31 protein-coding genes are annotated in these 26,001 nt (G+C 68.4%); 11 read left to right on the top strand and 20 right to left on the bottom strand.

What is annotated here, in order from left to right; all coding sequences use genetic code 11:
- Positions 1-48: 48 nt before the first annotated feature.
- The 4 genes from AC1DSO_RS11350 to AC1DSO_RS11335 all read right to left on the bottom strand — a co-directional run bounded on the left by AC1DSO_RS11350 (position 49) and on the right by AC1DSO_RS11335 (position 2,995).
- Complete coding sequence (locus tag AC1DSO_RS11350; RefSeq protein ID WP_477068920.1) at positions 49-279, bottom strand: aa3-type cytochrome c oxidase subunit IV; 231 nt, start codon at positions 277-279, stop codon at positions 49-51.
- A 64-nt stretch (positions 280-343) separates the two neighbouring features.
- A complete protein-coding gene (locus AC1DSO_RS11345; RefSeq protein WP_477068929.1) occupies positions 344-1,279 on the bottom strand; it encodes a glycosyltransferase family 9 protein in 936 nt (311 codons plus the stop codon).
- 315 nt (positions 1,280-1,594) lie between these two features.
- A complete protein-coding gene (locus AC1DSO_RS11340; RefSeq protein WP_477068919.1) occupies positions 1,595-2,518 on the bottom strand; it encodes an alpha/beta fold hydrolase in 924 nt (307 codons plus the stop codon).
- 3 nt (positions 2,519-2,521) lie between these two features.
- Positions 2,522-2,995 (bottom strand): PaaI family thioesterase, encoded by a 474-nt coding sequence (locus AC1DSO_RS11335; protein WP_477068918.1) that lies wholly within the window; start codon positions 2,993-2,995, stop codon positions 2,522-2,524.
- 93 nt (positions 2,996-3,088) lie between these two features.
- Between AC1DSO_RS11335 and AC1DSO_RS11330 the strand changes: the two genes are divergently transcribed.
- Positions 3,089-3,619: an RNA polymerase sigma factor gene (locus AC1DSO_RS11330; protein ID WP_477068917.1), complete on the top strand. Its 531-nt coding sequence runs from the start codon at positions 3,089-3,091 to the stop codon at positions 3,617-3,619.
- Entirely contained in the window at positions 3,609-4,208 is a 600-nt protein-coding gene (locus AC1DSO_RS11325; protein ID WP_477068916.1) for a hypothetical protein, read from the top strand. The genes AC1DSO_RS11330 and AC1DSO_RS11325 overlap by 11 nt, the downstream gene beginning before the upstream one ends.
- Before the next feature lie 144 nt (positions 4,209-4,352).
- On the opposite strand, the gene AC1DSO_RS11320 is transcribed toward AC1DSO_RS11325, so the two are convergent.
- Genes AC1DSO_RS11320 through AC1DSO_RS11305 form a run of 4 tightly spaced genes read right to left on the bottom strand, consistent with a single transcriptional unit; the run spans position 4,353 to position 8,303 of the window.
- Positions 4,353-5,708, bottom strand: coding sequence for an ABC1 kinase family protein (locus AC1DSO_RS11320; protein ID WP_477068915.1), 1,356 nt, complete (start codon positions 5,706-5,708; stop codon positions 4,353-4,355).
- Entirely contained in the window at positions 5,708-6,070 is a 363-nt protein-coding gene (locus AC1DSO_RS11315; RefSeq protein ID WP_477068914.1) for a nuclear transport factor 2 family protein, read from the bottom strand. Before AC1DSO_RS11315 ends, AC1DSO_RS11320 begins: the two co-directional genes overlap by 1 nt.
- 14 nt (positions 6,071-6,084) lie before the next feature.
- The gene (locus AC1DSO_RS11310; protein ID WP_477068913.1) at positions 6,085-7,887 is read right to left on the bottom strand and encodes a M3 family oligoendopeptidase; all 1,803 of its coding nucleotides are present in this window, start codon (positions 7,885-7,887) and stop codon (positions 6,085-6,087) included.
- 41 nt (positions 7,888-7,928) lie between these two features.
- Positions 7,929-8,303: an MmcQ/YjbR family DNA-binding protein gene (locus AC1DSO_RS11305; RefSeq protein ID WP_477068912.1), complete on the bottom strand. Its 375-nt coding sequence runs from the start codon at positions 8,301-8,303 to the stop codon at positions 7,929-7,931.
- 149 nt (positions 8,304-8,452) lie between these two features.
- Between AC1DSO_RS11305 and AC1DSO_RS11300 the strand changes: the two genes are divergently transcribed.
- Together AC1DSO_RS11300 and AC1DSO_RS11295 are read left to right on the top strand one after the other, a co-directional pair.
- On the top strand, positions 8,453-9,919 hold the full coding sequence (locus AC1DSO_RS11300; protein WP_477068911.1) for a sigma-54-dependent transcriptional regulator: 1,467 nt from the start codon (positions 8,453-8,455) through the stop codon (positions 9,917-9,919).
- The gene (locus AC1DSO_RS11295) at positions 9,919-10,020 is read left to right on the top strand and encodes a hypothetical protein (RefSeq protein ID WP_082009039.1); all 102 of its coding nucleotides are present in this window, start codon (positions 9,919-9,921) and stop codon (positions 10,018-10,020) included. The genes AC1DSO_RS11300 and AC1DSO_RS11295 overlap by 1 nt, the downstream gene beginning before the upstream one ends.
- Positions 10,021-10,067: 47 nt before the next feature.
- On the opposite strand, the gene AC1DSO_RS11290 is transcribed toward AC1DSO_RS11295, so the two are convergent.
- The 8 genes from AC1DSO_RS11290 to ykgO form a co-directional block, all read right to left on the bottom strand.
- Positions 10,068-10,562 (bottom strand): hypothetical protein, encoded by a 495-nt coding sequence (locus AC1DSO_RS11290; protein ID WP_477068910.1) that lies wholly within the window; start codon positions 10,560-10,562, stop codon positions 10,068-10,070.
- 222 nt (positions 10,563-10,784) lie between these two features.
- Positions 10,785-11,273 carry a hypothetical protein gene (locus AC1DSO_RS11285; RefSeq protein WP_477068909.1) on the bottom strand — a complete coding sequence of 163 codons (489 nt, stop codon included), beginning with the start codon at positions 11,271-11,273 and terminating at the stop codon, positions 10,785-10,787.
- Positions 11,274-11,376: 103 nt separating this feature from the next.
- A complete protein-coding gene (locus AC1DSO_RS11280; RefSeq protein ID WP_477068908.1) occupies positions 11,377-12,153 on the bottom strand; it encodes a tellurite resistance TerB family protein in 777 nt (258 codons plus the stop codon).
- A gap of 75 nt (positions 12,154-12,228) precedes the next feature.
- On the bottom strand, positions 12,229-12,579 hold the full coding sequence (locus AC1DSO_RS11275) for a hypothetical protein (protein ID WP_477068907.1): 351 nt from the start codon (positions 12,577-12,579) through the stop codon (positions 12,229-12,231).
- Between the two features lie 55 nt (positions 12,580-12,634).
- Entirely contained in the window at positions 12,635-12,904 is a 270-nt protein-coding gene (gene gapR / locus AC1DSO_RS11270) for a nucleoid-associated protein GapR (protein WP_047403559.1), read from the bottom strand.
- A gap of 74 nt (positions 12,905-12,978) precedes the next feature.
- The gene (locus AC1DSO_RS11265; protein ID WP_477068906.1) at positions 12,979-13,854 is read right to left on the bottom strand and encodes an NAD(P)-dependent oxidoreductase; all 876 of its coding nucleotides are present in this window, start codon (positions 13,852-13,854) and stop codon (positions 12,979-12,981) included.
- 23 nt (positions 13,855-13,877) lie between these two features.
- Entirely contained in the window at positions 13,878-14,495 is a 618-nt protein-coding gene (locus AC1DSO_RS11260; RefSeq protein ID WP_477068905.1) for an HAD family hydrolase, read from the bottom strand.
- Positions 14,495-14,620 (bottom strand): type B 50S ribosomal protein L36, encoded by a 126-nt coding sequence (gene ykgO, locus AC1DSO_RS11255; protein WP_004616427.1) that lies wholly within the window; start codon positions 14,618-14,620, stop codon positions 14,495-14,497. The genes AC1DSO_RS11260 and ykgO overlap by 1 nt, the downstream gene beginning before the upstream one ends.
- A gap of 210 nt (positions 14,621-14,830) precedes the next feature.
- On the opposite strand from ykgO, the gene AC1DSO_RS11250 reads away from it, so the two are divergent.
- A complete protein-coding gene (locus AC1DSO_RS11250; protein WP_477068904.1) occupies positions 14,831-16,129 on the top strand; it encodes a lytic murein transglycosylase in 1,299 nt (432 codons plus the stop codon).
- Here AC1DSO_RS11250 and AC1DSO_RS11245 read toward each other — a convergent pair.
- On the bottom strand, positions 16,119-16,964 hold the full coding sequence (locus AC1DSO_RS11245; RefSeq protein ID WP_477068903.1) for an aldose 1-epimerase: 846 nt from the start codon (positions 16,962-16,964) through the stop codon (positions 16,119-16,121). The genes AC1DSO_RS11250 and AC1DSO_RS11245 overlap by 11 nt on opposite strands.
- A 123-nt stretch (positions 16,965-17,087) precedes the next feature.
- Between AC1DSO_RS11245 and AC1DSO_RS11240 the strand changes: the two genes are divergently transcribed.
- From AC1DSO_RS11240 to AC1DSO_RS11225, 4 genes are all read left to right on the top strand, one after another.
- Entirely contained in the window at positions 17,088-18,296 is a 1,209-nt protein-coding gene (locus AC1DSO_RS11240) for a winged helix-turn-helix domain-containing protein (protein WP_477068902.1), read from the top strand.
- A 78-nt stretch (positions 18,297-18,374) separates the two neighbouring features.
- Positions 18,375-19,199: a response regulator transcription factor gene (locus tag AC1DSO_RS11235; protein WP_477068901.1), complete on the top strand. Its 825-nt coding sequence runs from the start codon at positions 18,375-18,377 to the stop codon at positions 19,197-19,199.
- Positions 19,200-19,203: 4 nt separating this feature from the next.
- A complete protein-coding gene (locus AC1DSO_RS11230) occupies positions 19,204-20,550 on the top strand; it encodes a FecR family protein (RefSeq protein WP_477068900.1) in 1,347 nt (448 codons plus the stop codon).
- Entirely contained in the window at positions 20,547-22,832 is a 2,286-nt protein-coding gene (locus tag AC1DSO_RS11225; RefSeq protein ID WP_477068899.1) for a CHASE2 domain-containing protein, read from the top strand. The genes AC1DSO_RS11230 and AC1DSO_RS11225 overlap by 4 nt, the downstream gene beginning before the upstream one ends.
- A 72-nt stretch (positions 22,833-22,904) precedes the next feature.
- On the opposite strand, the gene AC1DSO_RS11220 is transcribed toward AC1DSO_RS11225, so the two are convergent.
- From AC1DSO_RS11220 to AC1DSO_RS11210, 3 genes are read right to left on the bottom strand one after another with little or no spacing between them, the layout of a single operon-like run.
- The gene (locus tag AC1DSO_RS11220; RefSeq protein ID WP_477068898.1) at positions 22,905-23,405 is read right to left on the bottom strand and encodes a hypothetical protein; all 501 of its coding nucleotides are present in this window, start codon (positions 23,403-23,405) and stop codon (positions 22,905-22,907) included.
- Positions 23,406-23,463: 58 nt separating this feature from the next.
- The gene (locus AC1DSO_RS11215; RefSeq protein WP_477068897.1) at positions 23,464-23,619 is read right to left on the bottom strand and encodes a hypothetical protein; all 156 of its coding nucleotides are present in this window, start codon (positions 23,617-23,619) and stop codon (positions 23,464-23,466) included.
- Complete coding sequence (locus tag AC1DSO_RS11210; RefSeq protein WP_477068896.1) at positions 23,616-23,963, bottom strand: hypothetical protein; 348 nt, start codon at positions 23,961-23,963, stop codon at positions 23,616-23,618. The genes AC1DSO_RS11215 and AC1DSO_RS11210 overlap by 4 nt, the downstream gene beginning before the upstream one ends.
- A gap of 451 nt (positions 23,964-24,414) precedes the next feature.
- On the opposite strand from AC1DSO_RS11210, the gene AC1DSO_RS11205 reads away from it, so the two are divergent.
- Together AC1DSO_RS11205 and AC1DSO_RS11200 are read left to right on the top strand one after the other, a co-directional pair.
- Positions 24,415-24,936, top strand: a complete 522-nt coding sequence (locus tag AC1DSO_RS11205; protein WP_477068895.1) for an RNA polymerase sigma factor — start codon at positions 24,415-24,417, stop codon at positions 24,934-24,936.
- 85 nt (positions 24,937-25,021) lie between these two features.
- Complete coding sequence (locus AC1DSO_RS11200; protein ID WP_477068894.1) at positions 25,022-25,999, top strand: FecR family protein; 978 nt, start codon at positions 25,022-25,024, stop codon at positions 25,997-25,999.
- The last annotated feature ends 2 nt before the right edge of the window (positions 26,000-26,001 follow it).

The following is a 26,001-nucleotide window of genomic DNA, read 5'->3' as shown; positions in this document are numbered from 1 at the left end:
AGGCTCGACGTGCAGTTCAGGGAGAAAAAATGCCGATGTCTACCGGTGTCAATGGGCGGTCGCAGGCTTTTCGCGGAGGAAGAAGATCCCGGCGGCCAGCAGCACGGCGGCAGGGATAGCGCTACCAACGAGACCGGCCGGGGTGCAGAACAGCAGGGTGATGAACAGCAGCAGGGTGGCGACAGCCAAAGAGCCCCACTTGGTCATGCCGTTGAACGCCGCGAAGGTCGCGGCCTGTTCCGAAATGTCCATCTTACCGCGTTGATAGTCGCCGGCCATGTGTCGTCCTTGGAAGCAAAGGGAGGATACCGAGCCCGCCCGATACAACGCGGGGGCCTAAGCCTCAAGCGTACGAATTGTCCCACGCCTCCTTAAGGAACCGGATGCGTACGGCTTCGACAGCCTGGTCGACGGTGATGTCCGCGATTCGCCCTTCCCCGCCGTCCAGACGCGAAAGCCAGCGGGAATAGGCCGGCACCGGGGCGGTGCCCATCAGGCCGACGCAGGGCGTACCGACGGCGGCGGCCACGTTCAGCGGCCCCGAGTCGTTGCCCAGGAACCCGGCCGACAGAGCGATCAGGGCCGCTGACTGGTCGAGGCTCAGGTCGCAGGCCACGACATTGTTCGGCAGATCACCGATGGCCGCCCTGGCGCCGTCGGCTTCATGCGGGCCGCCGATCCAGAACACCGTGCCGAACAGGTCCGCCAGCCGCGCGGCCGTCTGGGCGAAGCGCTCGGCCGGCCAGGTGCGGGCGGGTTCGCTGGCGCCAATCCCCAGGGTCAGCCACGGGCCCGGCCTGTCGGCATAACGGGCCTTCACCGCCGCCAACGCCTTCGGATCCAGTTTCAGTTCCGGCTCGCGACTGGTCACGACCAGGCCATGGGCCTTCTCGAAGGCTTCCAGCTTGTCGATCCGGTGGGCCGGACGCATGGATTTCGGCAGGTAGGGTCCCGTGGTCAGGAACGTCTCCTGGCCATGCCCCAAGCCAAAGCCCCGGCGCTCGGGCACGCCGGCCAGGGCGGCGGCGATGGCGGGCCGGTCGATCTTCTCCAGGATCCATACCGCGCGCGGCCTCTCGGCTCGGCAGATCTTCCAGAAGTCGATGACCTCGCGAACGCCCTTCAGCTTGTCCTTGTAGTTCGGGGCGTAGACGACGCGCTCGACGCGGGGCTCGACGGCCAGCACCTCGGCGGCGCGGCTGGCGGGTCGAGCGACCAGCACCACCTTGCCCTCCGGCGTCGTCGCCGCGATCGCCCGGATCGTCGGCAGGTGCCACATCAGGTCGCCGATACCGCGATCGGGCGCGTAGACGAGGACGGGGCCGGAGGCGGTCAAGAGCGATGGGTCTCCGGCGCGAAATTCCCTCTCTCATAGAGAGAGGGAGGGGCCCGCCGCCAGAGGCGGTGGGAGGGTGAGAGGTTATAATCTCGCAGAACGAAGCGCGGCTAGGGCGCCGTCCCCACGGCGAAAACGTGGCCGCAGGCCTCAGAAAGCGGAGGACTCAGGATTTTCCGGCCAGCGGTGAAACCTCTCACCCTCCCACGCCTGACGGCGCGGGCCCCTCCCTCTCTCTATGAGAGAGGGATTCTCCGGCTACCCCCACCCCGCCAACAACCCCCGCAGCCCGGCCACGAAGGCCAGGGGCTGGTCGATCATCACGTGGTGGTCGGCGTCAGGCAGGGGCAAGAGCAGCACGTCCTTGGGCATCTGGGCGATCATATAGTCCACGGTCTCGGCGTGCATCAGGTTCGACCGCTCGCCCCACATCAAGGCGGCCGGACACGCGATCCTGGTCAGCAGATCGCCTAGGTCGGGCATCTTGAAGCGCTGCCAGATGGCCGGATCGAATTTCCAGGTCCAGCCGCCCTCGACTTCCTTCAGCGAACGCCTGGCGATGAAGTCGGCGATGTAGAGGTTTTCGCAGGGCTGCGGCGGGGCCAGGCGGAAGCGGCCCAGGGCCTCCTCCAAGGTCTCATAGACCCGGTTGGCCGCGTCGGGACGCGGCGGCGGGCCTTTCCAGCGCTTTTCCGGCGGCTGGATGCTGCTGTCGGCCATCACCACGCCGCGCAGCCGGTCGGCGTGCAGGGCGGCGCAGTAAAGGGTGGGAAAACCGCCGAACGAGTGGCCGACCAGGATCGGCTTGACCCCGCCCGCCTCGAGGCCCGCAGCCTCGATCGCCGAGAAGATTTCAGCCGCGAAGCTCTCGCCCGAATAGGCCTCGCGCCAGTCGCTGTCGCCCATGCCGGCCCACGAGATCGCGGCGACCCGCCAGTCTTTGGCGAAGAACGGCGCGATGAAGCTCCACCAGTCGGCGTGGGCGCCGTTGCCGTGCAGGAACAGCAGGCCTGGCTTGCCGACCTCGCCCCAGGTCAGGAGCTCGATCCTGGCGCCGTCGGCCTCGATCAGCGAACGGTCGGGCGCCTGGGCGATGGCGGCGTCGAACCAGGCCGGCGCGGGCGGCCTCTGGCCCTTCAAGGGCGCGAGCAAGGAAACGGGCCGGGTCTGGTCGTCGGCCATGCCTTAAGCCTCTGCCTTGTAGGCCAGCTCGCCGGGACGCGGCTTGCGGGGCGCTAGGGCCTTGAAGATCCCGGTGCCGGTGATCAGCACGCGATCGCCGGTCCAGATGCGGCCGCGCACGGTGAACAGCAGGTCTTCCTCGCCGATCAGCTCGCCCTCGCCCTCCACCCAGTCGCCCAGCTGGGCGCCCGAGAGGAAGTCGCACATCAGCCGCACCGTCACCCAGCTGTAGGACTTCCGTAGCGAGATGATCCGGCCCCAGGCCATGTCGGCGAAGCTCATCAGCATGCCGCCGTGGCAATTGCCCAGGCCGTTGGTGTGATGCTCCTCGACCCGGAAGGCCAACCGCGCTTGGCCGGGCCCCTCGCGGTGCTCGAACAGCGGCCCGATCTGGCGGCCGAAGCCGCGCGACCAGTTCAACTGGCTGAAGCCTTCGGGGATGGCGGTCGTCTGGGCGTCTGTCAGATCGTCGGACATAAGGTCAGGCTAACGAGCGTTTGAAAGAAACGAAAGCCTTCCGTAAGGACGCCGCCCCAGCTGGCGTCTAACCTTTCGAAACAGGGGAGACGGATGGGCCGCGACCACGACATCGGTAGGCACGACATCGACAGGGACGGGGACTTCGCCGCCTGGCTGGCGCCGCATCTGCCGATGCTGCACCGGACGGCCCGCGCCTTCGCCGAGTCGGCCGACCAACACGACCTGCTGCAGGAGATGACGCTCGCCCTCTGGAAGGCGCGACCCCGGTTCCGCGACGAAAGCGCGGCCGGGACGTTCGTCCACCGGGTGGCCCATAACGCCGCCCTGACCTGGCGGCGCGGCGAAAACCGCCGGCGGCTGCGCGGTGTGACGGTCGAGGCCGAGTTGCTGATGCGCGACGCCGGCTCGGACCCGCAGGCCGTCCTGCTGGAGCGGCTCTACGCGGCGATCCGCCAGCTGCCGCCAGTCGAGCGGTCGCTGATCCTGCTGTCGCTGGACGGGGTGGCCTACGCCCAGATCGCCCAGCTGCACGGCCTTTCCGAAACCAATGTCGGGGCGCGCCTGACCCGTATCCGCCAGCGCGTCTCGAGCCTCGTGGAGGACGCCGACAATGGAGTTTGAACAGCTCGAAGCCGCCTGGCGCTCGCCGGCCAACACGCCCGACGACAAGGCCCAGGCCTATCTGATGGAGACACTGATGCAGACGCTGAAGGCTCGCCGCCGTGGCGAACTCCTGTTCTTCGCGATCCCCGTGACCGCCATGACCATCTTCACGGCCCTCATGGCTCGAACGATCGCCGCCGGACGGATGGACGTCGGCCGCGAGTGGGGCTCGCTGGCCATGCTGGCGGTGTGCTGGCTGGTGCTGGCGGCGGTGCTGGTCGTCGGGATCCTGCTGCGCCATCGCGGCAAGCCGGACAGCTCGCCGGTGCGCGACACGCTTGCGGCGATGCTGGCGGCCAACCGCCGCGCGCGAACCAATATGAGGATCTTCTGGATGATGCTGCCGGTCTTCGTAACGCCGATGCTGGTCAGCGTCGGCCAGCTGCGCGAGGTGGGCAAGGCCACCGAGCGCGACACCTGGCAGATGCTGTTCGTGTTCGGCGTGGCCTTGATCGCCAGCGTCGGCTGGAACACCGCGCGCTATTTCTGGGTGATGAAGCCGGAGCAGCGGAAGCTGGAGGGGCTGCTGGCGGAGTATGAGGGTTAGGCGTCAGCGCCCCCCTCCGTCACGATGCRTATCCGCATCGCGCCACCTCCCCCGCTTCGCATGGGAGGAGGAGGCCGCGTCCTCCTCACCCGTGAAACGGGGGAGGTGGCGCGGCGCCGATAGGCGACGTGACGGAGGGGGCGTCTACAGCCCCACCGCCGCCAACGCCTTGGCCTGCCTTTCAGCCACCGCCTCTTCCGAGAACCCCTCTAGCGAGGCCTCGAACAGCGCCCGCCAATTGTGCCGCGCGCCCAGGTGCAGGAAGGCCGCGCCCAGGCCGATCGCCGCCCGGTCCATGAACACGAACTCGCGCGGGATGGTCACGCCGCCCACCGCCTTCAGCGCCTGACGGACCTTGAAGGCCTCGCGGCGGCCATACTCGCCGGGCGGGACATCGTCGGCCACGGTGCGGATCCGGTCGTCCAGCAGCGGGCCGTAGATGAAACGGGCCCAGACGTTCAGCGCATCGATCAGGTCGTCCGTCAGACCGGTGAAGCCCCAGCTGCGATAGGACTCCATCTGCTCGGCGCGGTCGTCGTTGGACAGCGCCCGATAGAGCCGCACCACCCCCGCCACGAACTTCGGCGGGAAGATCCGGATACAGCCGAAATCCAGCAGGTTCAGGTGCGCCGCGCCTTCACCGCCGAACGTGTAATTCCCCAGGTGTGGGTCGCCGTGGATGATCCCCAGATGGGTCATCGGGCTCCACCAGGCGTCGAACAGCAGGCCGGCGACATGGTCGCGAGTCTTTTGCGAGGCGTCCTTGAAGGCCAGCAGGCCCTGGCCGTCCAGCCAGGTCATCGACAGCAGGCGCCCTGTGGATAACTCCGGAACCGGCGTCGGCGTGCGGATATCCTCGCGCCCGGCGAAGAAGGTCCCGTACAGCGCCATCAGCTTGGACTCGCGGGCGTAGTCCAGCTCCTCGCGCAGGCGGTCGCCGATCTCGATGATGGCTTCGGACGGGTCGATCGAACCGTCCATGCGCTTCATCAGGCCGATCAGGGCGCGCAGCTGGCCAAGGTCGCTTTCGACCGCGCTCTGCATGTCCGGATACTGCAGCTTCACGGCCAGGGCGCGGCCGTCATGGGTCGTGGCCCGATGCACCTGGCCCAGCGAGGCGGCCGCGGCGGCCTCGTGCTCGAAGCTCGCGAACCGGTCCTGCCAGTCCGGCCCCAGCTCGGCCGCCATCCGCCGACGCACGAACGGCCAGCCCATGGCCGGGGCGTTGGTCTGCAGCTCGGCCAGCTCTTTGGCGAATTCGGGCGGCAAGAGGTCGGGCACCGTGGCGAACATCTGGGCCGCCTTCATCAGCGGCCCCTTCAGGCCGCCCAGCGCCGCCTTCAGCGCCTTGGCGTTGCGGGCGTTGGCGTCGTCGCCGCCAAACACCCGGTTAGCTCCGTAGGAGACCGCCGCGCCCGAGAGGCCCGCCCCCACCTTGGCGAAGCGAGACAGGCGGCCCGAGAAGCGGTCGCGTTCCGGATCGCGCGGGTCGTCGGCCATCAGGCGAACTGGCCCGGGTCGTAGAAGAACCGCTCGCGGACGATGACGTCGCCCTCCCAGTGCTGGTGGGCCAGCTCCTCGAAGCGCCGCGTCTTGCCGTCCTTGCCGGTCATGTGGAAGACCCAGCGGATCACCACCTGGTCGCCGTCGTGGATCACATCGCCGGCCGGCTCGGTCTCCATCTTGGCGAGCCGCGCCAGGGCGGCCGCCTCGTGCGCCACCAGGACGTCACGCCCCGCGCGCGGCGGCGCGTTGTTCTCCTGCATCGTCGCGTGCGGCGCGTAGAAGCGTTCGATCGCCTCGACATGCTCGTTGCGGACCACGGTGGCGATGAAATCGGCCAGGCGTTCCTGGGTGGGCATGTCGTGTCGCTCCGTCAGACGAGGGCTTCGAACTCGTCCACCAGCCGCTCCAGCTGCGAACAGCCGGCGGCCCAGAACGCTTTGTCCCTGGGGTTCAGGCCGAAGGGGGCCAGGGCCTCGACATAGGTGCGCGTACCGCCCGCCGCGAGGAGGTCCTCGTACAGCGGCGCGAATTTCGCCGGATCCTCGCGGCGCTTCTCCATCAGGCCGCGCACCAGCAGATCGCCAAACGCGTAGGCGTAGACGTAGAACGGTGCGTGGCAGAAGTGGCTGACATAGGCCCAATAGTGCTCGTAGCCGTCGTTCAGCTTCACGGCCGGGCCCAGGCTCTCGCCCATCACCTCCAGCCACAGGCCGCCGATCTGGTCGGCCGACAACTCGCCTTCCAGCCGGGCCTCGTGGAAGCGGCGCTCGAAGCGATGGAAGGCGATCTGGCGGACCACGGTGTTGAGGCCGTCCTCGATCTTGCCGGCCAGCAGGCCCTTGCGGTCCTCGGGCGTCGCCTCGGCCAGCAAGCGGTCGAACACCAGGCCCTCGCCGAAGATCGAAGCGGTCTCGGCCAGGGTCAGGGGGGTGTCGGCCAACAGGGTGCCCAGCGGCGCGCACAGGGTCTGGTGGACCGCGTGGCCCAGCTCGTGGGCCAGGGTCAGCACGTCGCGCCGCTCGCCCATATAGTTCATGAACACGAATGGATGGCGGTCGGCCGTGACCGGATGGGCGAAGGCGCCGGATTGCTTGCCGGGGCGCGGGCGGGCGTCGATCCACGGGCGGTCGAAGAACACCCGGGCGGCGTCGGCGAACTTCGGCGCCAGGTCCTGGAAGCTCTCCAGCACCATGCCCTTGGCCTCGTCCCAGGCATAGGCGCGCGGGGCGGCCGCGGTCAGCGGGGCGTTGCGGTCCCAGTAGTCCAGGCTGCCGCGGCCCATGACCTTGGCCTTCAGCGCGTAGTAACGGTGCGACAGGCGCGGATAGGCCTCGACCACCGCCCGCTCCAGGGCGTCGACGGCGTCGGCGTCGACCTCGTTAGCCAGGTGCCGCGACTGGGCCGGATGGTCGTAGCGGCGCCAGCGGTCCTCGATCTGCTTCTCGAAGGCCAGGGTGTTCAGCACCAGGGCCTGGGTCGAGGCGCGCTCCGACAGGGCCTTGGCCAGGCCGTCGGCGGCCGACTTGCGGCGCTCGACGCTGGGGTCGGAAAGGCGGTTCAAGGCCTCGGGCAGGGTCAGGGTCTCGGTCCCGGCCTTGCCTTCGGTCTGGGCGGTCAGCTTGGCCAGGGTCTCATCATAGAGACGCACCCAGTTGGCGACGGCCGGGGCCTTGTCGACGATGAAGCGCTCCAGCTCGGGCGACAGCTCGTGCGGGCGCGACAGGCGCACGCGGCGCAACCACGGCGCCCAGCGGGCGCTCAGCGGATAAGCTTTAAGCGCGGCGGCGATCTCGCCGTCCTCCAGCTGGTTCAGCTCCAGCGTGAAGAACAGGCTCTCGGCGGCGACCTGCGACGAGCGGGCCCGTAGGTCGCCTTCGAATTTGGCCCAGGCCGGATCGTCGCGCGCCACCGAGGCGGCCAGGGCCGCATAGGCGCCGACGCTCCACAACCCGTTGGTCGCCTGTTCGTAGAGGCCGATGCCGCGATCCAGCAGCACGCCCAGGCGCTGGGGTTCCTTGCGGGCCTCAAGGAACATCCCCTCCAGCGAGGCCAGCTCGTCATTGGCGGCCTTGGCGGCGGCCAGGTCGGTCTCGATCCGGGGGTCGTCGCGACCGACATAGAGGTCGGCCAGGTTCCATTCGGGCGGGGCGTCAGGCTTGAAGGGGGCGTTCATGGGCTAGCAGATAGGCCTCGGCGCCGGCATGGCGCAATGCGTCAAACGTCTGGATGACGCTTCTGGACCGCCTTGGGCGCCACGATCTTCCAAGCCTGCTTGAGCAGTCCCGCCAGCTCGTCGGCCTCGATCTCGGAAAGCCGCACCAGCACCGCCGGATAGCCGCGATAGTGGTCGTCGGTGAAGAACCGGTCGGGCGCGGCCTCGATCAGCATCGCCTTGGTCTCCATCGGACAGCGGATGGCGGCGACGCCGGGGACCAGCACGCGCTTGGCCTTGGGCGCCGGGCGGGCCAGATAGCCCCAGGCCATCCCCTTGCCGCCGACCTCATAGCCGAACTGGCCGCTCTCGTTGGCGCCGCCGGTCACTTCCGGCAAGGCCAGGGCCAGCGCCTTCAGCTGTTCGTCATCGACCATGGCCCCCTCCGCGCAACACCTTGTTAAGCCTAAACCTTAAGGTTCACGACACGTCTGCGAAAGCCGATGTTTACCCCGAGGCTGTATCACTCTGAACCAACAAGAGCCCTGCTCCATGTGGGCGTGGCCGGTTCTGGTGGATGTGCCCAATGACCAAAACGGTCCTTGTCGTCGATGACGACCCGACACAACGTCGGCTGATCCAGGCGGTGCTCGAGCGCGACGGCTTCGCCGTGGCTCACGCCGAAGGCGGCGACACCGCCATCGCGCACCTGACCTCGGGCGCGCCCGCCGACGTGATTCTGCTCGACCTCGTCATGCCCGGGCTGAACGGCCAGGACACGCTGAAGGAGCTGCGCGCGCGCGGCTTCACCCAGCCCGTGATCGTGCTGACCGCCAGCGGCGGCGTCGACACCGTGGTCAAGGCCATGCAGGCCGGGGCCACCGACTTCTTCATCAAGCCGGCCAGCCCGGAGCGCATCACCGTCTCGATCCGCAACGCCCTGTCGATGGGCGACCTGAAGGGTGAGGTCGAGCGCCTGACCAAGCGGGCCGGCGGCAAGACCACCTTCGCGGACCTGATCGGCGCGTCGCCGGTCATGACCATGGTCAAGCGCATGGGCGAACGCGCGGCCAAGAGCGCCATCCCCGTGCTGATCACCGGCGAAAGCGGCGTCGGCAAGGAACTGATCGCCCGCGCCGTGCACGGCTCGTCCGACCGCTCGGGCAAGCCGTTCGTGGCCGTCAACTGCGGCGCCATCCCCGAGAACCTCGTGGAGTCGATCCTGTTCGGCCACGAGAAGGGCTCGTTCACCGGCGCCAGCGACAAGCACCTGGGCAAGTTCAAGGAAGCCGACGGCGGCACCCTGTTCCTCGACGAGGTTGGCGAACTGCCGCTGGACGTCCAGGTCAAGCTGCTGCGCGCGCTGCAAGAGGGCGAGATCGACCCGATCGGCTCCAAGCGCTCGCTGAAGGTCGACGTCCGCATCGTCTCGGCCACCAATCGCGACCTGCAGCAGGCCGTCGCGGCCGGCCGCTTCCGCGAGGACCTCTATTACCGCCTGAACGTCTTCCCGCTGGAGGCTCCCAGCTTGCGCGAGCGCCGCGAGGACATCCCGGCCCTGGTCGAGGCGTTCATCCGCCGCTTCAACGTGGAAGAGGGCAAGCGCGTCATCGGCGCCTCGCCCGAGACCCTGCAGCTACTGACCGCCTTCGACTGGCCCGGCAACGTCCGTCAGCTGGAGAACACGATCTATCGCGCCATCGTGCTGGCCGACGCGCCGTATCTGCAGCCCTATGATTTCCCGGCCATCTCGGGCTTGGCCGCGCCGATGGAGGCGGTCTCGATCGCGCCCGCGCCGCCGCCCGCCGCCATGCTGCAGGCCGCGCACGCCGCCATGTCCGCTCCGGCCGCCGACGCGCCCGTGCGCATCCTCGACGACCGCGGCCATCTGCGGACGCTGGAGGACATCGAACGCGACCTCATTCAGCACGCGATCGACGTCTATGCCGGTCATATGAGCGAAGTGGCCCGCCGCCTCGGCATCGGCCGCTCGACCCTCTATCGCAAGGTCCGCGAGCAGGGCATCGAAGTCGACATGAAGGAAGCGGGCTAATGGCGACTTTGATGATTTTCCGGCCGGTGTCGCGCGAGCAGCGCCTGAAGACGCTGCTGAAACCGGCCCGCCCGGCCGTCAAACCGACGGCGCGGGCTTAGGTCTCTTGCCGATTTGGTGCTCGGGCCGATTTAGTGTTCGGGCCGACCTAGTGTCCGGGAACCGCCAGGCTGAGGCTTGGTCGCTCCTCGGCGTCTTCGACGTGTTCTTCGGTGACGTGCTCTTCCGCCTGCTCCGTGAGCCGGATCCAGCCCGGTCCCGAGCGGCGGGCGAGGCCCTCCATCTCCATCACCTCCAGCTCGCGCCCGACGGCCACCGGCGTGACCGGGCGGCTCCAGCGGTGGTCGAGCTGACGAGCGATCTCGGCCTCGTTCAGGCCCGGCGCCTGGGCCAGGGTCATCAGGATCATGTCGCGCGTGGTGCGCCCTCGCCGGCCGCGTTTGCCCGGCGTCGGCGGCGCGAACGTCGCCGGCTCGCCGGCCGACAGGCGCTCGGCCATGCCAGCCTGCTTCAGCGCGTCCAGCGCCAGGATGATCGCGCGCAGCTCACTCTCGAACGGGGCTTGAGCCCGCCGTTGCGCTTCGATCATACGGGTTTCCAGCTCCGCCTTTCGGCGCAGCAGATATTGATAAGTCGTCGCCATTGTCCTTAGTCCGTTGAGCCGTGGGGCTCGCTCGGCGGCCGATCCAGGCTTTCGCCTGCGCGCATCGAGACGGGGGTCGCTGTGAGCAGCCGCGACCCAGAACCTCACAACAGGGAAACCGTTAACTCTTTACAATTATTCACATTTTCAGCCGGGATCGTTACCAAGACCTTAACAGTGGCGGGTGAACGACAGTTTTTGGTAAGCCTTTGAGACGAAATCCTAGAGTGTATTCGTTCGCCGTTCGCGCCAGGCCACGATCAAGGCGATCGTGAGACCGACCAGCACCAGGTGAGCCATCAATCCATTGATGAAATTGGGCAGTACGAAGGCGCCGCGCGGCCCCACCCGCGACAGCGGCAGGACGACGTAGTTCATCACCAGATAGGTCGCTAGCCCGTAGCCAAGGCCCATCACGACCGGCCGCTTGGTCAGGATCGGCAGGCGAAGGCTGGCCACGGCGTAGACCGCCACCATCACCGCCATGATGCCGAAATGCAGGACTAGGCCTAAAGCCGCCGTCTGCGCGCCGCCCTTGTACGCCGCCTTGCCCAATAGACCGCTGGCGATCGACTGTAAGATCCGCTCGGGCGGGACCCCCTTGGTGATCGCCCAATAGACGCAGGCGTCGCTGATATCGAGGGTTCCGGCCACCGCGGTGGCCAGCAGGATGGTCAGCGCGACGCCGCGCGAAGATTTGACGATGTCCATAAGTTCTCTCCCCGTTGGTAAGGGAGTTAACCGCAGAACGTCGGTCTCGCCGTCAGGCCCGGTCGCGCCAGGATCAGCCTTCGTCGCTTTCTAGTGCCTGACGCTAGATCCGCCCCGCCGCCGCCAATCGATTTTGGACTTCACTGGCAAAGGCGACCTCCTCGGGATCGACCTCACCGTCAGCATCGATCACGCGGCGCATGGAGCGCATAAGAGCCTTGGGATTGCCCTCCCCTGCACACATGCGAGCAAGCGCTCTTTCAAAGGCCCGCTCATCCGGTACCCAGGACTGGACGCGTCTCCGGACGAGCACCTCATCCAGGGGATCATCCCAGTTCAGCAGGACGTGCTTGATGATTTCCTCTTGCTCGTCTTCGTCGAAATCACCGTCCGCGGCGCCGACGAAGCTCAGGATGATGATCTCGTCGCGGCAACTCTGAACTGCCATCAGTTCAGGGCTGCGCGTCGCGGCGTCATCCGCTGTCATGTACCGGAGGAGAGGGTGTTCGCGGAAAAAGCCCAAGGCGTCCTCGTGAACTTCTCCGGTCGACAGGTCGGTCGCCTCCGCGACCCTCGATGCGAGGAACATGCGCATAGCTCCGCGCATATGGCAGTAGGCGGTCAAACGGACCTCGGCCACCTCACTGAGGAGATTGCGCAGCGTGATGCAGCGCCCCGTCAATTGTAGCTTGGTGTCCTCGTAGACGATGTGGAAGGCCATTGGCGGCGCCGGTGGATCATCTACCTCCACCAGCATCGCGTGATCATCAAACTCTGCGCCTCGAACTGGTCGGCCCAGACGTTCGGCTCTCGCCCCCACCAGTCGTCGCCGGAAGGCGGACCGCGCGGTGACAAAGTGATCAAGATTCAATTCGGTCATTGGCTCCCCCCAATAGAGAGGAGTTAAAACACAATTCATAGGAGTGTCGACATCGTCACACACCCATTTTGAGAATCAGCCTTCGTCGCTTTCCGGCTCGGCTCCCGGCCGTTCGCGGCGGCCAAAGCCCTTGCCGCGCTTCATCGGCTTGGACTCGCCCCCATTCTTGGCGCCTTGGGCCTTGCGGGCGATTTCCTTGAGCTTGATGGCCTGGTTGCCCGACAGGGCCTGGCCGCGCGCGCCCTTCTCCGGGTCGGCGAAGGCCCGGCCGTAGGTCTCGACGCGCTGGGCGACGCTGGTCAGGAACTCGCCCTCCCATTCGGAGAGCTCGACGCCGGTCTTCTCGGCCGCGCGCCGAGCCCGCTTGAGGGCGTTCAGCGCGGACCGCTTGGCCTGTTCTTTCGGATCGGGCGGCTTGGCGCGCATCGGGGAGAACGCTAGCGCGATCCGACGCGCCAGCGCACCCGTAAAAACGACGGACTTAGATCTCGCCGATCGCCGACAGATAGAGGTCCAGGATCGCGTCCTCTTCCTGGCGCTTGGCGCGGTCCTGCTTGCGGATGCGGACCACCTTCTTGAGGATCTTGACGTCGAAGCCGTTACCCTTGGCCTCGGCGTAGACTTCCTTCATCTGCTCCATGATCTCGGTCTTCTCGACCTCGAGCCGCTCGACGCGGTCGATGATCGACTTCAGCTGACCCTGGGCGGTCGAGTTCAGAACGTCTGCGTGGGGAGTGGCGTCGTCGGCCATGCGGAAGTCTCGCGAGAGGCTGGAATTGGGAGGCGCGGAACCTAGTTCGAAGCCGCGCCCATGGAAAGCGCGATTCAGCGACCTTCCACACGTCCTCGCGCGACCTCGGCCAGCGCCGCCAGATCCAGGTCCTTGTCCGGCCCGCCCAGCAGCGATTCCAGGCTCGCCTCGGCCAGGTCCGCCAGCGGCATGGACAGGCCCTTGGCCTCGGCCGCGTCGAGGACCAGGCGCACGTCTTTCAGGCCTAGCTCGGCGGCGAAGCCCGGCGGGCTGTAACGGCGCTCGGCGATCATGCCGCCATAGATCTTGTAGATCGGCGCGGCGAACAGGGTGCTGGTCAGCATGTCCAGCAGCTCGGCCCCCTCGACGCCGTAGGCCTCACCCAGCGCCACGGCCTCGCCCATCGATTCGATGGCCGAGACGATCATGAAGTTGCCGGCCAGCTTGAGGGCGTTGGCGCGGACGGGGTCCTCGCCCAGCGGCCAGACCTTGGCGGCCAGCTTCTCCAGCACCGGCATGGCGGCCTCGACGGCGGCGGGCGCGCCGGCGGCCAGGACGTTCAAGCCCCCGGCCAGGGCCACCGGCGGCCGACCGAACACCGGCGACGCGACGTAGCCGAGGCCGAGCTCGGCGTGCAGGGCCGAAAGCTCGGCGGCCAAGGCGGTGGAGATGGTGGCGAGGTTGACGTGGACCACGCCCTTGCGGGCCCGGGCCAGCGCGCCGCTGTCGACCAGCACCTCGCGCATGGCCTGGTCGTGGGCCAGCATGCTCAGGACGATGTCGGCGGCGAAGACGTCGTCGATCGTCTGGGCCGGCGTCGCGCCCTCGGCGGCCAGGTCATCGACGATGGCCTGCGAGCGGTTCCACACCGTCACCGACACGCCTTTGCCCAGCAGGTTGCGAACCATGGCCGCGCCCATGGCGCCCAGGCCGACGAAACCGACGTTCATGCGAGATCCTCCGAATAGGAGACTTAGAGCAGGCCGTGCCGCTCGACAGCGGCGCGAAGTAGCGCCGGATCGGTGAAGTGGTGGGTGTGGAAGCCGATGTCCATGGCCGCTTCGATATTGGCGGCGCTGTCGTCGATGAACAGCAGGTCGGCGGCCTGCAGGCCCGTGCGCTCCAGGACGATCTCGTAGATCCGCCGGGCCGGCTTGATCACCTTCTCGTCGCCCGAGACGATCGCATCCCGGAACAGGCCGAAATGGGCGGGCGAGATGGCCTGAACCACGGGCCACTTGCTCTGGGGCATATTCGTGAGCGCGAACTGTGGTGTGTCGCGGGCGGCCAGAGCCTCGATCACCGCCACGGTCTCGGGGACTGGGCCGGACAGCATTTCGCCGAAGCGCTCGTCCCAGGCGCGGATCTGATCCGCGTGCTCGGGGAAGCGCTCGATCAGCGACGCGGCGTTCTCCGGAAAGCCGACGCCCTTGTCGTGTTCGACATGCCAATCGAGGGTGCAGACATGCGAAAGGAACCGGTCGATATCGGCCGGTTCCTTGAAGATCTTCGCATACAGTGCGCGGGGATCCCAGCGCACGATGACATTCCCGACATCCCAGAGAACGGCTCTGGGACGCACAGGCGTCATCAGCCCTGCTTGGCTTTGAAGCGCGGGTCGGTCTTGTTGATGATGTAGATGACGCCCTTGCGGCGCACCATCTTGCAGTCGCGGTGGCGACCCTTCAGCGACTTCAGCGAGCTGCGAACCTTCATGACCGTCTCTGTCTGTACTCAGCGGAGAGGTTCGGGCGCGCACAAGGTGACGGCCGGAACGTCCGGGTGTTTCGGAGGCGGTGCGTATAAGCAGGACACGGCTGGGAGTCAATGCGTTTCAAGGCCTTTCGCCCAGGCCGCGTGGGAACTTCACCCGTCTGGCGCGCTTGTGATTGAAGCTTTCACACGAACCCCGGTAGCTTTCGCCTCATGGCCATGGATCGTCGCGTCTTTCTCGTCCTTCTGCTCGCCGGCTGCGCGGACACCTCTCCGCAGGGGCCGCTGACCGCCGTCACGCCTCAGCCGCCCGCGCCCCAGCCGCGGACGCCCAGCGCGCCGGCCCCGGCTCCCGCCACGCCCGTGCCGGCGGGCGAGCTGGCCTTCGACACCTGGCTGGCCGACTTCCGTGTCCGCGCCCAGGCCGCCGGGCTCTCCGCCGAGCTGCTGGACCGCGAGCTGGCCGGCGTCACGCCGGACCCCAAGGTCATCAGCCTGGACAGCCGCCAGCCGGAGTTCTCCAAGCCAGTCGGGGACTATATCAAGGGCGTGATCAGCGACGACCGCGTCGCCGTGGGCCGGCGCAAGCGCGAGGAGCTGGCCTATCTGCCGACCATCGAGGCGCGCTACGGCGTGCCGCGCGACATCCTGCTGGCCGTCTGGGCGATGGAATCGGCCTTCGGCCAGCTGCAGGGCAATTTCGACGTCGTCCGCTCGATGGTCAGCCTGGCCGCCGACGGCCGCCGCCGCGCCTGGGCCGAGGGCGAGCTGATCGCCGCCCTGAAGATCATCGATTCGGGTGAGGTGACGCGAGAGCGGCTGAAGGGCTCCTGGGCCGGGGCCATGGGCCAGACCCAGTTCATCCCGTCCAGCTACCGCGCCACGGCCGTCGATTTCGACGGCGACGGCCGCCGTGACATCTGGGGTTCGGATTCCGACTCACTGGCCTCGGCCGCCAACCTGCTGGCCAAGGGTGGCTGGAAGCCCGGCGTGGGCTGGGCCAAGGAGGTCATCCTACCAGCCGGCTTCGACTATTCGGTGACCGAGGGCCCGCGCGAGATCCCGGCCTGGTGGGAGGCCAAGGGCGTGCGCCGCGCCGACGGCCTGCCCTGGACCGCCGCCGACGCCGCCTCGCCGGCCATGCTGATCCTGCCCGCGGGCGCGACCGGGCCAGCCTTCCTGGCCCTGCCGAACCATTTCGCGATCCGCACCTACAACAACTCGACGTCCTACGCCCTGGGCATCGGCCTGCTGGCCGACCGCTTCGGCGGCGGCGATCCGCCGGTCACGCCGTGGCCCGTCGAGACGCCCCTGTCGATGTCGGACCGCATGGCCGCCCAGATCGCCCTGGCCCGCGTCGGCTTCAATCCCGGCCCGGCCGACGGCGTCATCGGCGCCGGCACCCGCAAGGCCCTGCGCGCTTGGCAGCAGAGCCAGCAACTGCCGGCCGACGGCTATCTGTCCAATGACATGGTGGCCAGGCTGAAGGCCCAGGCGGGAATCACGCCGTAGCGACGGCCATCCACACCGAGCGGCTCTCGCCCGGCGCCAGCGTCACCATGCCGGTGTCCCCGTCGCCGAACGGGTTGGGCCGGCTGGCGCAAGGCTCCACGCAGAGATAGCCCTCGCCCGGCGGGACATAGACATGCAGCCAGCGGCACGCGGCCGAGGCGGTGATCACGGTGTCCGGCGCGCCCGGCGCCGACAGCACCGCGCGTTGGTCCCAGCCGGTGTAGCAGTGGTCGATCAGGCCGTGCCCCTCGACCGCCGCCCCCGCCGCCCAGTCGGCGTCCCAGGGGCCCGGGTGATGGATCGTGGGCAGGACGTCCGTGTCGATCAGCCAGACGCCGTCATTGGCCGCCGTCAGGGTCTCGCCCGGCCGACGCGGGAAATAGGGGTGGAAGCCCAGCCCCGCCGGCATCGGCGCGTCGCCGGTATTGGTCACGCTCAGCTCGGCCCGGAAGCCCGTCTCGCTGAGCACGAAGCGCTGCTCGGCGCGATAGGCCCACGGCCAAGCGTCGGGCGCGTGATCGTAGGACAGCACGGCCTCGCCGTCCTCGGCTTTCTCCACGGTCCAGGCCGCGCGCCAGCCCTGGCCATGCAAGGCGTGCGGGTGGTCGCCGAGATTCGGCGGCAGCACGACCTCGCGCCCCTCGAAGGCGAAGCGGCCGTGGGGGATTCGATTGCAGAACGGGACCAGCGGAAAGCTCGCCGTCAGCAGGGCGTCGGTCGCGCCTTCGGTCATCGACCGCAGCACGTCGCGGCCCTCGACCGTGAAGGCGGCGATCGCCCCGCCGACCTCGGGCGCGAGCACCAGGCGGGCCGGGCCCTTCTCGATGGCGGTCATTCTGGTGGCTCCGAAGGATACTCAAAGAGCCGCATCGGTAGGATCATTCGACGCCGAGGCCAAGCCCGGCGGCAGCGGTCTCAGCGCCTTGCGCTGGCGGGCGACGCAAGCTCAATTGCGGCCATGGTCGAGATCCTCTCCGCGAAGGACGCGCGGCGCATCGCGCTGGCGGCTCAGGGCTTCGGGCGTCCGCGCCCGGCCGCGCCCGGCAAGCGCCACATCCTTTCCACGATCGAGGCCCTGGGCGTCGTCCAGATCGACTCGGTCAATGTCGTTTCGCGCTCGCACTATCTGCCGCTGTTCTCGCGCCTGGGATCCTACGACCGGACGCTGCTGGAGGACCTGGCTTGGGGCCGAAAGCCCGCCTTGGCCGAATACTGGGCGCACGAGGCTTCGCTGACGCCGCTGTCCACCCTCCCCCTGCTGCGCTGGCGCATGGCCGACGCCGCCGAGGGGGTCGGGGTCTGGAAGGGCGTCGCCGCCTTCCTGCGCAGCCACGCCGGCTTCATCCAGAAGGCCCTCGACACCGTGGCCGAGCGCGGCCCGCTGGCGGCCTCGGAACTGGAGCTGGGGGCCAAGGGCGAAGGCGGCTGGTGGGGCTGGAGCGAGGGCAAGCGGGCCATGGAGTGCCTGTTCTGGACCGGCCGCCTGACCACCGTCACGCGCCGAGGCAGTTTCGAGCGGGTCTACGGCCTGCCCGAGCGGGTGCTGCCCAAGCCGATCCATCAAGCCCCGACCCCGGACCGCGCCGACGCCTGTCGCCAGTTGCTGACGATCTCGGCCCGCGCCATGGGCGTGGCCACCGAGCGGGACCTACGGGACTATTTCCGCCTGAGCCTCGCCGACACGCGCCAAGGCGTGGCCGACCTGGTCGATGCCGGCGTCCTGGAGACGGTCGCGGTCAAGGGCTGGGACCAGCCGGCCTATCTGTGGCCCGACGCGCGTCGCCCGCGTTCAATCAAGGCTAGCGCCTTGCTCTCGCCGTTCGACAACCTGATCTGGTTCCGCGAGCGCACCGAGCGGATGTTCGGCGTCCGCGTGCGGCTGGAGATCTACACCCCGGCCCACAAGCGCACCCACGGCTACTACGTCCTGCCGTTCCTGCAGGACGAGGCGATCACCGCCCGCGTCGACCTGAAGGCCGACCGCAAGGCCGGCAAGCTGCTGGTGCTGGCCGCCCACGCCGAGCCGGAGGCCAACGGCGAGACGGCCGCAAGGCTGGCCCAGGAACTCTCCCTCATGGCCGCGTGGCTGGGTCTGTCCGCCGTGGAAATTCGCCCCTCGGGCGACCTCGCACCCAGTCTGAGTCCGATCATCGGTCAGCGGACGTGATTGGTGGTTCGGCTCGACTGTAAAGCATTGTAAAAACGCCTCCCAAAGTCGAGCGAACAGGGTCGGGGCAAGGTAGAGATGAATGGCTGGTCGCCTGCTCGTCGCCCCACCGACGGTGAGCTTCCCGCTGCGCGCCCCGCTCCCCCGCGGGGCGCGCCACCCGTCAGCCTAAGTGAGCAAATGAAAGTCGCCCTGCTCGACGACGACCAAAGCCACAATGCGCTCGTCGCCTCCGTGCTGGACCCCGCTGGCTTCACCTGCACCAGTTTCACCCAGCCCTCACGGCTGCTGGCGGAGCTGCGCAAGCAAACCTTCGACCTGATCATCCTCGACTGGAACATGCCGGAGCTGTCCGGGGTCGAGACCCTGAAGCTGTTGCGCGAGGATCCGGCCACCGCCCCGCCGGTGTTGCTGCTGACCAGTCGCTCGGTCGAGGCCGACCTGGTCGAAGGCCTGAACGCCGGGGCCGACGACTACATCGTCAAGCCGCTGCAGCCCCAGGTGCTGCTGGCCCGGGTCAACGCCGTGGTGCGCCGCATTCACCGCCCGCCGGTCCAACCGCAGACCGAGCAGCATGGCCAGTACCGCCTGGACCCCGGCGCCCAGACCGCCAGCTGGGGCGGCCATGTCGAAGCCCTGACGCCCAAGGAATTCCAGCTGGCGTCCCTGCTGTTCAACAACCTGTCCCGTCCCCTGTCGCGCGAGTATCTGCTGCGGCGGATCTGGGGCCAGCGTCCGGACCTGGAAACCCGCACCCTGGACGCCCACGTCTCGCGCTTGAGGGCCAAGCTTCACTTGCGGCCCAGCAACGGTTTCCGACTGAGCACGGTCTACGGTTTCGGCTATCGTCTCGAAGCCTGCGAACCCGAGGTCGCGGAGACCGGCGTGGGCGGGGGAGACTGACATCATGACCAAGGCTGCGGGGGCAGGCCTTTTCCTTCTGGCGTCGGTGCTCTGTGCGGCGAGCGCCAACGCGCAGACTCGCGCCCCGGCTTCCGCGCCGGAGCCGCATGTCGTTTACGCGGTCAAGCCTGGCGACACCCTGATCGGCCTCGGCCGCGCCTATCTGAACCGAACCGGCGACTATCGGGCGGTCCAGAAGACCAACCGCGTTAGACAGCCTCGGCGAATGCAGGCCGGTTCGCAGCTGAGCATCGATCCCAGTCTGCTGAAATCGACGCCGATCGCCGCCACTCTGTCGGCGTCGAGTGGCGCGGTGTTCATCGAAACCAACGGCCAACAGCTCCCCGCCCGGATCGGCATGGCGCTGAACGAAGGCCAGAGCGTCATTACCGGGCCCAACGCCTTCGCCACTTTCGAGATGGAGGACGGGTCTCGGGTCACCCTCCCCTCGAACACCCATGTGCGGATCGCCAAGCTGCGCCAGGTGCTGATCAACAACGCCCCGCAGCGCGTCTTCCAGCTGGAGCAGGGCCGCAGCGCCATCTCAGCCACCCCGACCCAGAATCCCGCCGCCAAGTTCGAGGTCCATACCCCCGTCTCGGTCTCGGCCGTCCGGGGCACCGAGTTCCGGGTCAGCTTCAGCGAAGGCAAGGCTCACACCGAGGTGCTGGCGGGCGCGGTCGCCGTGGCCGCCGGCGTGATCGTCGCCCGCGCGCCGCCGGTGCCCGCCGGCTTCGGCGTCAGCGCCGCCCAGGGCGCGGTCACCCCCCCCATCAAGCTGTCGCCCGCGCCGAAGCTGGACACCCGCGGCCAGAACCAGAGCGACAAGACCGTCCATTTCGCGGTCGAGCCCGTCGCGAGCGCCAGCGCCTATCGCCTGCAGCTGTCACGCGACGCGGGTTTCATCGGCGTCTTCGCGGAAGCGACGACCGACACGCCCGGCGCCGACTTCGGCGAGCTGGCCAACGGCACCTATTTCGTCCGCCTGACCGTGCTGGACGCCAACGGGCTGGAAGGCTTTCCGGCCGACTACAGCTTCGACCGCGACCTCGACACCCTGGAGACCGCCGCTCCCGTCGACAGCCGTGAAGGCAAGCACCGCAAGTTCCTGTTCCGCTGGAGCTCGGCTGGCGACGGCGTCCGCAACTACCGCTTCCAGCTGTTCCCCGGTCCCGCTGACAAGGTTGGCAAGACGCCGGTGGTCGATCAACCCGGCCTGACCGAGCCGCAACTGACCCTGACCGACCTGCCGGCCGGCGCCTATGCCTGGCGGGTGACCGCCGTCCGCTTCAAGAACGGGACGATCACCGAGAAGGTCGGTCCGTTGCAGACCCTGCAGATTGGCAAGTGACAGGCCTGAGTTCAAAACCCCAGCGCACCTCGGGACGGCTGCTGTCGTGGCTGCTGCTGGCCGTGCTTTCCAGCCTGGCCTTCGTCCTGTTCGCGATCCTGCCGCCCAAGCGGGTGGACGACGTGCTGTACGACGTTCTGGCCCGCGCCAACGGGCGGCCGGCCGACGCCTCGATCCTGATCGTCGACATCGACGACCGTAGCCTGGCCCAGCTGGGCGCCTGGCCGTGGTCGCGCGACATCCATGGCCAGATGATCGATCGGCTGAACGCGGCCGGCGCCAGCACCATCGTCTACGACGTGCTGTTCAGCCAGCCCTCGTCCGACCCGGCCCGGGATCAGGCCCTGGGTCAGGCCATCGCACGCTCGGGCAAGGTCTATCTGCCTCAGTTCCTGCAATATGGCGGCGGCGACGCCCCGCCCCGGATCGTCGGTTCGATCGCGGAGGTCGCCCACGGCGCGGCCGGGATCGGCCTGGCCCACGTCCACTTCGACGATGACGGCGTCGTACGCCGCATGGCGCCGTTCGAGGCCAGCGGCTCCACCCTCAGCCCGGACCTGATGACCGTGGTCCATCGCGCGACCCGGCGGCCCGGCGGACGCGACACGACGCGCGGCGCCGATCAGACCCTGCTGATCCCGTTCGCGGGGCCGCCGTCGATCTATCGCCACGTCAGCTTTTCCAGCGTGCTGGACGGCGAGGTTCCGCCGTCGCTGATCGCCGGCCGCACCGTGTTCGTGGGCCTGACCGCGCCGGGCCTGGGGCCCGCCTTCCCTACACCCGTGACCCCGGACGCCGCCAGCATGACCGGCGTTCAGCTCCAGGCCAGCATCCTGGACGGCTTGCGCAGCGGCCTGATGATCAAGCCGGCCGGACCCTGGGGCCGGGTAGCGTTCACCCTGGCCCTGCTGTGGCTGCTGATGACCGGCTTCCTGGTGCTGCCGCCGCGCGCCAATCTGGTGCTGACCATCGGCCTCTGCATGGTGGGCCTGACCTATTCGGCGGCGATGTTCTGGCTGGGCCACGTCTGGCTCTCGCCCGTCGCCACCGTGGTCGGCCTGCAGGTGGTGGCCCTCGTCTGGGGCTGGGGACAGCTGGGCCGGGTCAATGATCTGCTGGGCCGCGAGCTGGCGCGGGTGCGCGCGATCGTCCGTGGCCGCCACGCGCCCTCGAGGGACTCGTCCAAGGAGTTCGAGAGCGACGTCGTCGCCCGCCAGGCCCTGGACCTGGGCGAGGCGATCAGCCGGATTGACGACCTGCGCCGCTTCTCGGCCGACGCCCTGTTCAGCCTGCCCGACGCCACCCTGGTCGCCGACGCGCAAGGCCGGGTGATCGCCGCCAACGCCGCGGCCCAGACCCTGTTCAGGCCGGCCCAGCGTGTCTTGAACGACGCCTCCCTGGCCGACCTGATCAACGCCCTGGAGCCGTTGGGCCGCCGCTTCGAGCTGGACTGGCCGCAYGCGACCGATCGACACGAGCCGATCGACCTGCACCTGCCCGACGGCCGGGCCTATCAGCTACAAACCGTGTTCCGACGCGACGAGACCGGGGCCGGGGCCGGCTTCATCGTGCGCCTGGCCGACATCTCGATCCTGACCGCCGCCATGCGCCAGCGCGAACAGGCGCTGCAGCTGCTGACCCACGACATGCGCTCGCCGCAAACCTCGATCCTGGCGCTATTGGCCACCACGCCGGACGTGCCCCCCGAACTGGCCGAGCGCATCACGGCCTACGCCAAGCGCACCCTGGCCCTGGCCGATGGTTTCGTGCAGTTGGCGCGGGCCGAGGTGACACCGGTGTCCCTGGAGCCCGTCGACCTCGCCGACATCGCCATCGAGGCCATCGACGAGGTCTGGCCACAGTCGATCCAGCGGCGGATGAGGATCGACCAGGTCGGCGGCGACGTCCCGTTGATGGTGCTGGGCGATCGCGGCGTCCTGGCCCGCACCCTGGTCAATCTGCTGGGCAACGCGGTGAAGTACAGCCCCGAGGGTTCGACCATCACCGTCACCTTGTCGGAACAGCCGTCCGCCAACGGCCCCACGGCCAATGTCGCCATCGCCGACCAGGGTCCGGGCTTCTCGCGCGAGGAGGCGGCCACGGCTTTCCGGCCTTTCCAGCGTTTCGAGCGTCCGGGATCGGAGGCGGCCGGCGGCGTCGGCCTGGGCCTGGCCTTCGTGCAGGCCGCCGTCGCCCGTCACGGCGGCGAGGTCTCGTGCCGCAGCGAACCCGGCGTCGGCGCTGAATTCACCGTGCGCCTGCCACGCCACGGCGTGAGCTAAAGCGCGCTGGGCGAAAGCGTGAGCGGTTTCGCCCGCCAAACGCGCGCCAACTTTTGAATCCGATGAAGCGGCTCAGCCCTTGGCGGGCGCTTGCAGAGTCTGGACCAGCAGATCGGCCACCGCCGCCGGCTCGCCCTTGCGCACCCGGATCGAAGACCAGGCGACCGTCTTGCCCGTACGAGCGTCCAGCACGGCCAGGGTCACGATGCGGACGGGGCCCTTGCGGCCGAAAACCCCACTCCAGGATTGCGGAGCCGGCGGCTGGCTGCGCCAGGCCTTGGCCTCGAGGGTCTCGGCGGCGCTGGAAACGCCGACGGCCGGCGGGGCCAGGGCCACGCCGACCTGAACCAGATAGGCGGGTTTGGCCGCGAGCTCATTTCCAAGGCGCGCGATCGCCCGGGCCTGCACGGCCTTGGCGTATACGGCGTCATCGCCGTCGGCCTGACTGGCATGGCCGGCGATCGTCGCGCCCTTCAGGCCCGCGACGTCGCCTTGACCCACGGCCCGTGGCGAGGCGCAGGCGCTCAGCGCCAGAAGGCCGGCGACCCCCAGCCCCAGGTTACGTCCGCGCATGATCACTCGCCCCCGAAAATCCCCAACCGTTCCACGATAGCGCGAGCCGCGCCGCGGGTCACGCCAGCCAGGCGCCCAGCACAGCGCCGCCCCAGGCGATGGCGGCCCAGACCAGGGCCGCGAGGGCGGCAGCCAGGATCAACGGCGTAAAGCGGCGGCGCTCTCGCCCCGGCTTGGCCACGGCAGCCGCCCAGCGCGGCGTGACCGGTTTCATCGCGTCTCACCCATCCGCAGCATGCGATAGCCGCGATCTGTCAGGGCCCAGCGGGCGCTCTGGGGGCCATAGGGCAGGTGCAGCAGGCCCGGCGCCCGCGGATCACAGGCGCCATCACAATAGGCGTCAAACGCCGCGCCCAGTTCGCGCCGCAGGGCGTCGGGCGGGCGATACAGACCGCGCTGCTTGGCGACGTAGGCGACGACCACGTCGCGATGCGCCGCGCCGCCCAGGTCGAGCAGGGCGCTGGCGATTTCGCCGACCACCGGATTGAGGAGGGCGACGACGGCCGGCTTGCCGACCATTTGGGGAACGTGTCGCTGCATCACGCTGGACTGACTCATGATCCCGCGCTCCCCGAACCGCGTTCGCGGAAGGTTAAAGAGCAAGATCCCCGGCGCCACCAGAGGTGGCGGCGTTGTTTTTACAATGGATTACATTGTCGAACCCCGCCGCGTCCGGACGAAGCGGACGTCGATCGGACCTCGGATGATCGGATCTCGCCCTGGCGCCGCGAAAGCCGGCGCTCTCCATCAAGGTCTCCGCGACATTTCGCCACACAAATCAGGTCCTCGCGGCGTCGCCCCATCGCGCCAAACGAACCGATTTCAACGGGAACCAAGAAAACTACCGGTATTCAATCTTCGCGGCGCCTTCTCCAGATCCATCGCCGCCCTATCTGCTTCGGCGAGGACGGACGAACGGTCGAACTAACGATCGTCTTTCGGCCAAAAAGATGGATAGTGCTGCGCCTTGAGGGGGCGGCGATTGGCGGACGCGGGGGATCTTTTGAGCGTGACGGGCTCGGACAAGGCCGTGCTGCTGGGCTTGTACGAGGAAAAGCGCGCCAACCTGGTGCGTTTCTTCGCCGCGCGCCTGGGTTCCCGCGCCGAGGCCGAGGATCTGGTCCAGGACCTCTATCTCCGGCTCAGCGGCATGGAGGCGGTCGGCCCGGTCGACAACCCGTCCGCCCTGCTGCATCGGATCGGCTCGAACCTGATGCTTGACCGCCTGCGCAGCCAGAAGCGCTCCGGCGCTCGCGACAACGACTGGCGCGCGATCAACACCACGGCCGTCGCGGGCCAGGAGATCGCCGACGAGCCCTCGGCCGACGAGGTCGTCGCCGGCCGCCAGCGCCTGCAGGCCCTGGTCGAGGCGGTCGAGGACCTTCCCGAGAAAACCCGCCAGGCCTTCCAGCTGCACAAGCTGGACGGTCACAGCCACGTGGAGACCGCCCGCCGCATGGGCATCAGCGTCAGCACGGTGGAAAAGCACATCAGCTCTGCTTTAAAGTCCCTGACGAGGCGTCTGCGGTGATTTATGCAGTCTCGCATGGAGGACGGCGCTCGGGGGCGCCGTCTACATTCAGGGGGATGATGGATCCTCGTCGGAGCAACGCCGGATGAGCCGGTCAGCGCAACACCTGCAAGAGGCGGCCGATTGGCTGACCCGACTGCAGCGGCCGGAGGTCGAAGAGACCGACTGGCTGGCGTTTGACGCTTGGCTGAGCGAGCCTGGCGCGCTGGAGGCGTATGACGCTATCCAAGCCGTCGACGAGGAAATCTTCCAGCGAGGTTCGGCCGTCCGGGGGGAATTGGCCGAACCCAGGCGCGCCACGGTGAAGCGGGCGTTCACGATCGACTGGCGTTGGCTGGGTGGTCTGGGCGCGGCCGCCGCCGTGGCCGCCGTCGCGATCGTCGTCGCGCCTTGGGGCGAACTGCTGCCTCAACCCGACTCGCTATACGTCACCGCCAAGGGCGAACACCGCGCCGTCCAGTTGACGGACGGCAGCCACATCGATTTGAACACCGACTCCCATGTGTCGGTGCGCCTCGACAAGGACGCCCGCCGCGTCACCGTGCACGACGGCCAGGCCCTGTTCGACGTGGCGCACGACAGCCAGCGCCCGTTCCTGATCACCGCCGGCGACGAGACGGTGCGCGTGGTCGGGACCAAGTTTGACGTTCGACGCCGTGACGGCCAGCTCAGCATCACCGTGCTGCGCGGTCTGGTCGAGGTTTCGACCGACGGCGAGGACACGCCCGTGCGCCTACGCCCCGGCCAGATGCTCGAGCATGTCGAAGGCGCCTCTGGCGTCGTCGTCCGCGCCGTGGCGGCCGAGGATCAGGTGGGTTGGCGTTCGGGCCGACTGATCTATCGCGACCAGCCGCTGGGCCGGATCGTGGGCGACATGAACCACTATTTCGACCGGCCGCTTCGCCTCGAGGGTGAAAACGCGGCCAACCTTCGGTTTTCCGGCGTATTGATCGTGGATAGTCAGGATGCGATGGTTCGCCGCCTGACCAGCCTCATGCCGCTATCGGCGACGCCAACCGATGATTCGATTGTCCTGCGCGGGAAATCCTCAGCGCCGAACTGACG

It is taken from the genome of Caulobacter sp. P4_E5 (assembly GCF_056401555.1).
This window is presented reverse-complemented; position numbering and strand designations above follow the sequence as displayed.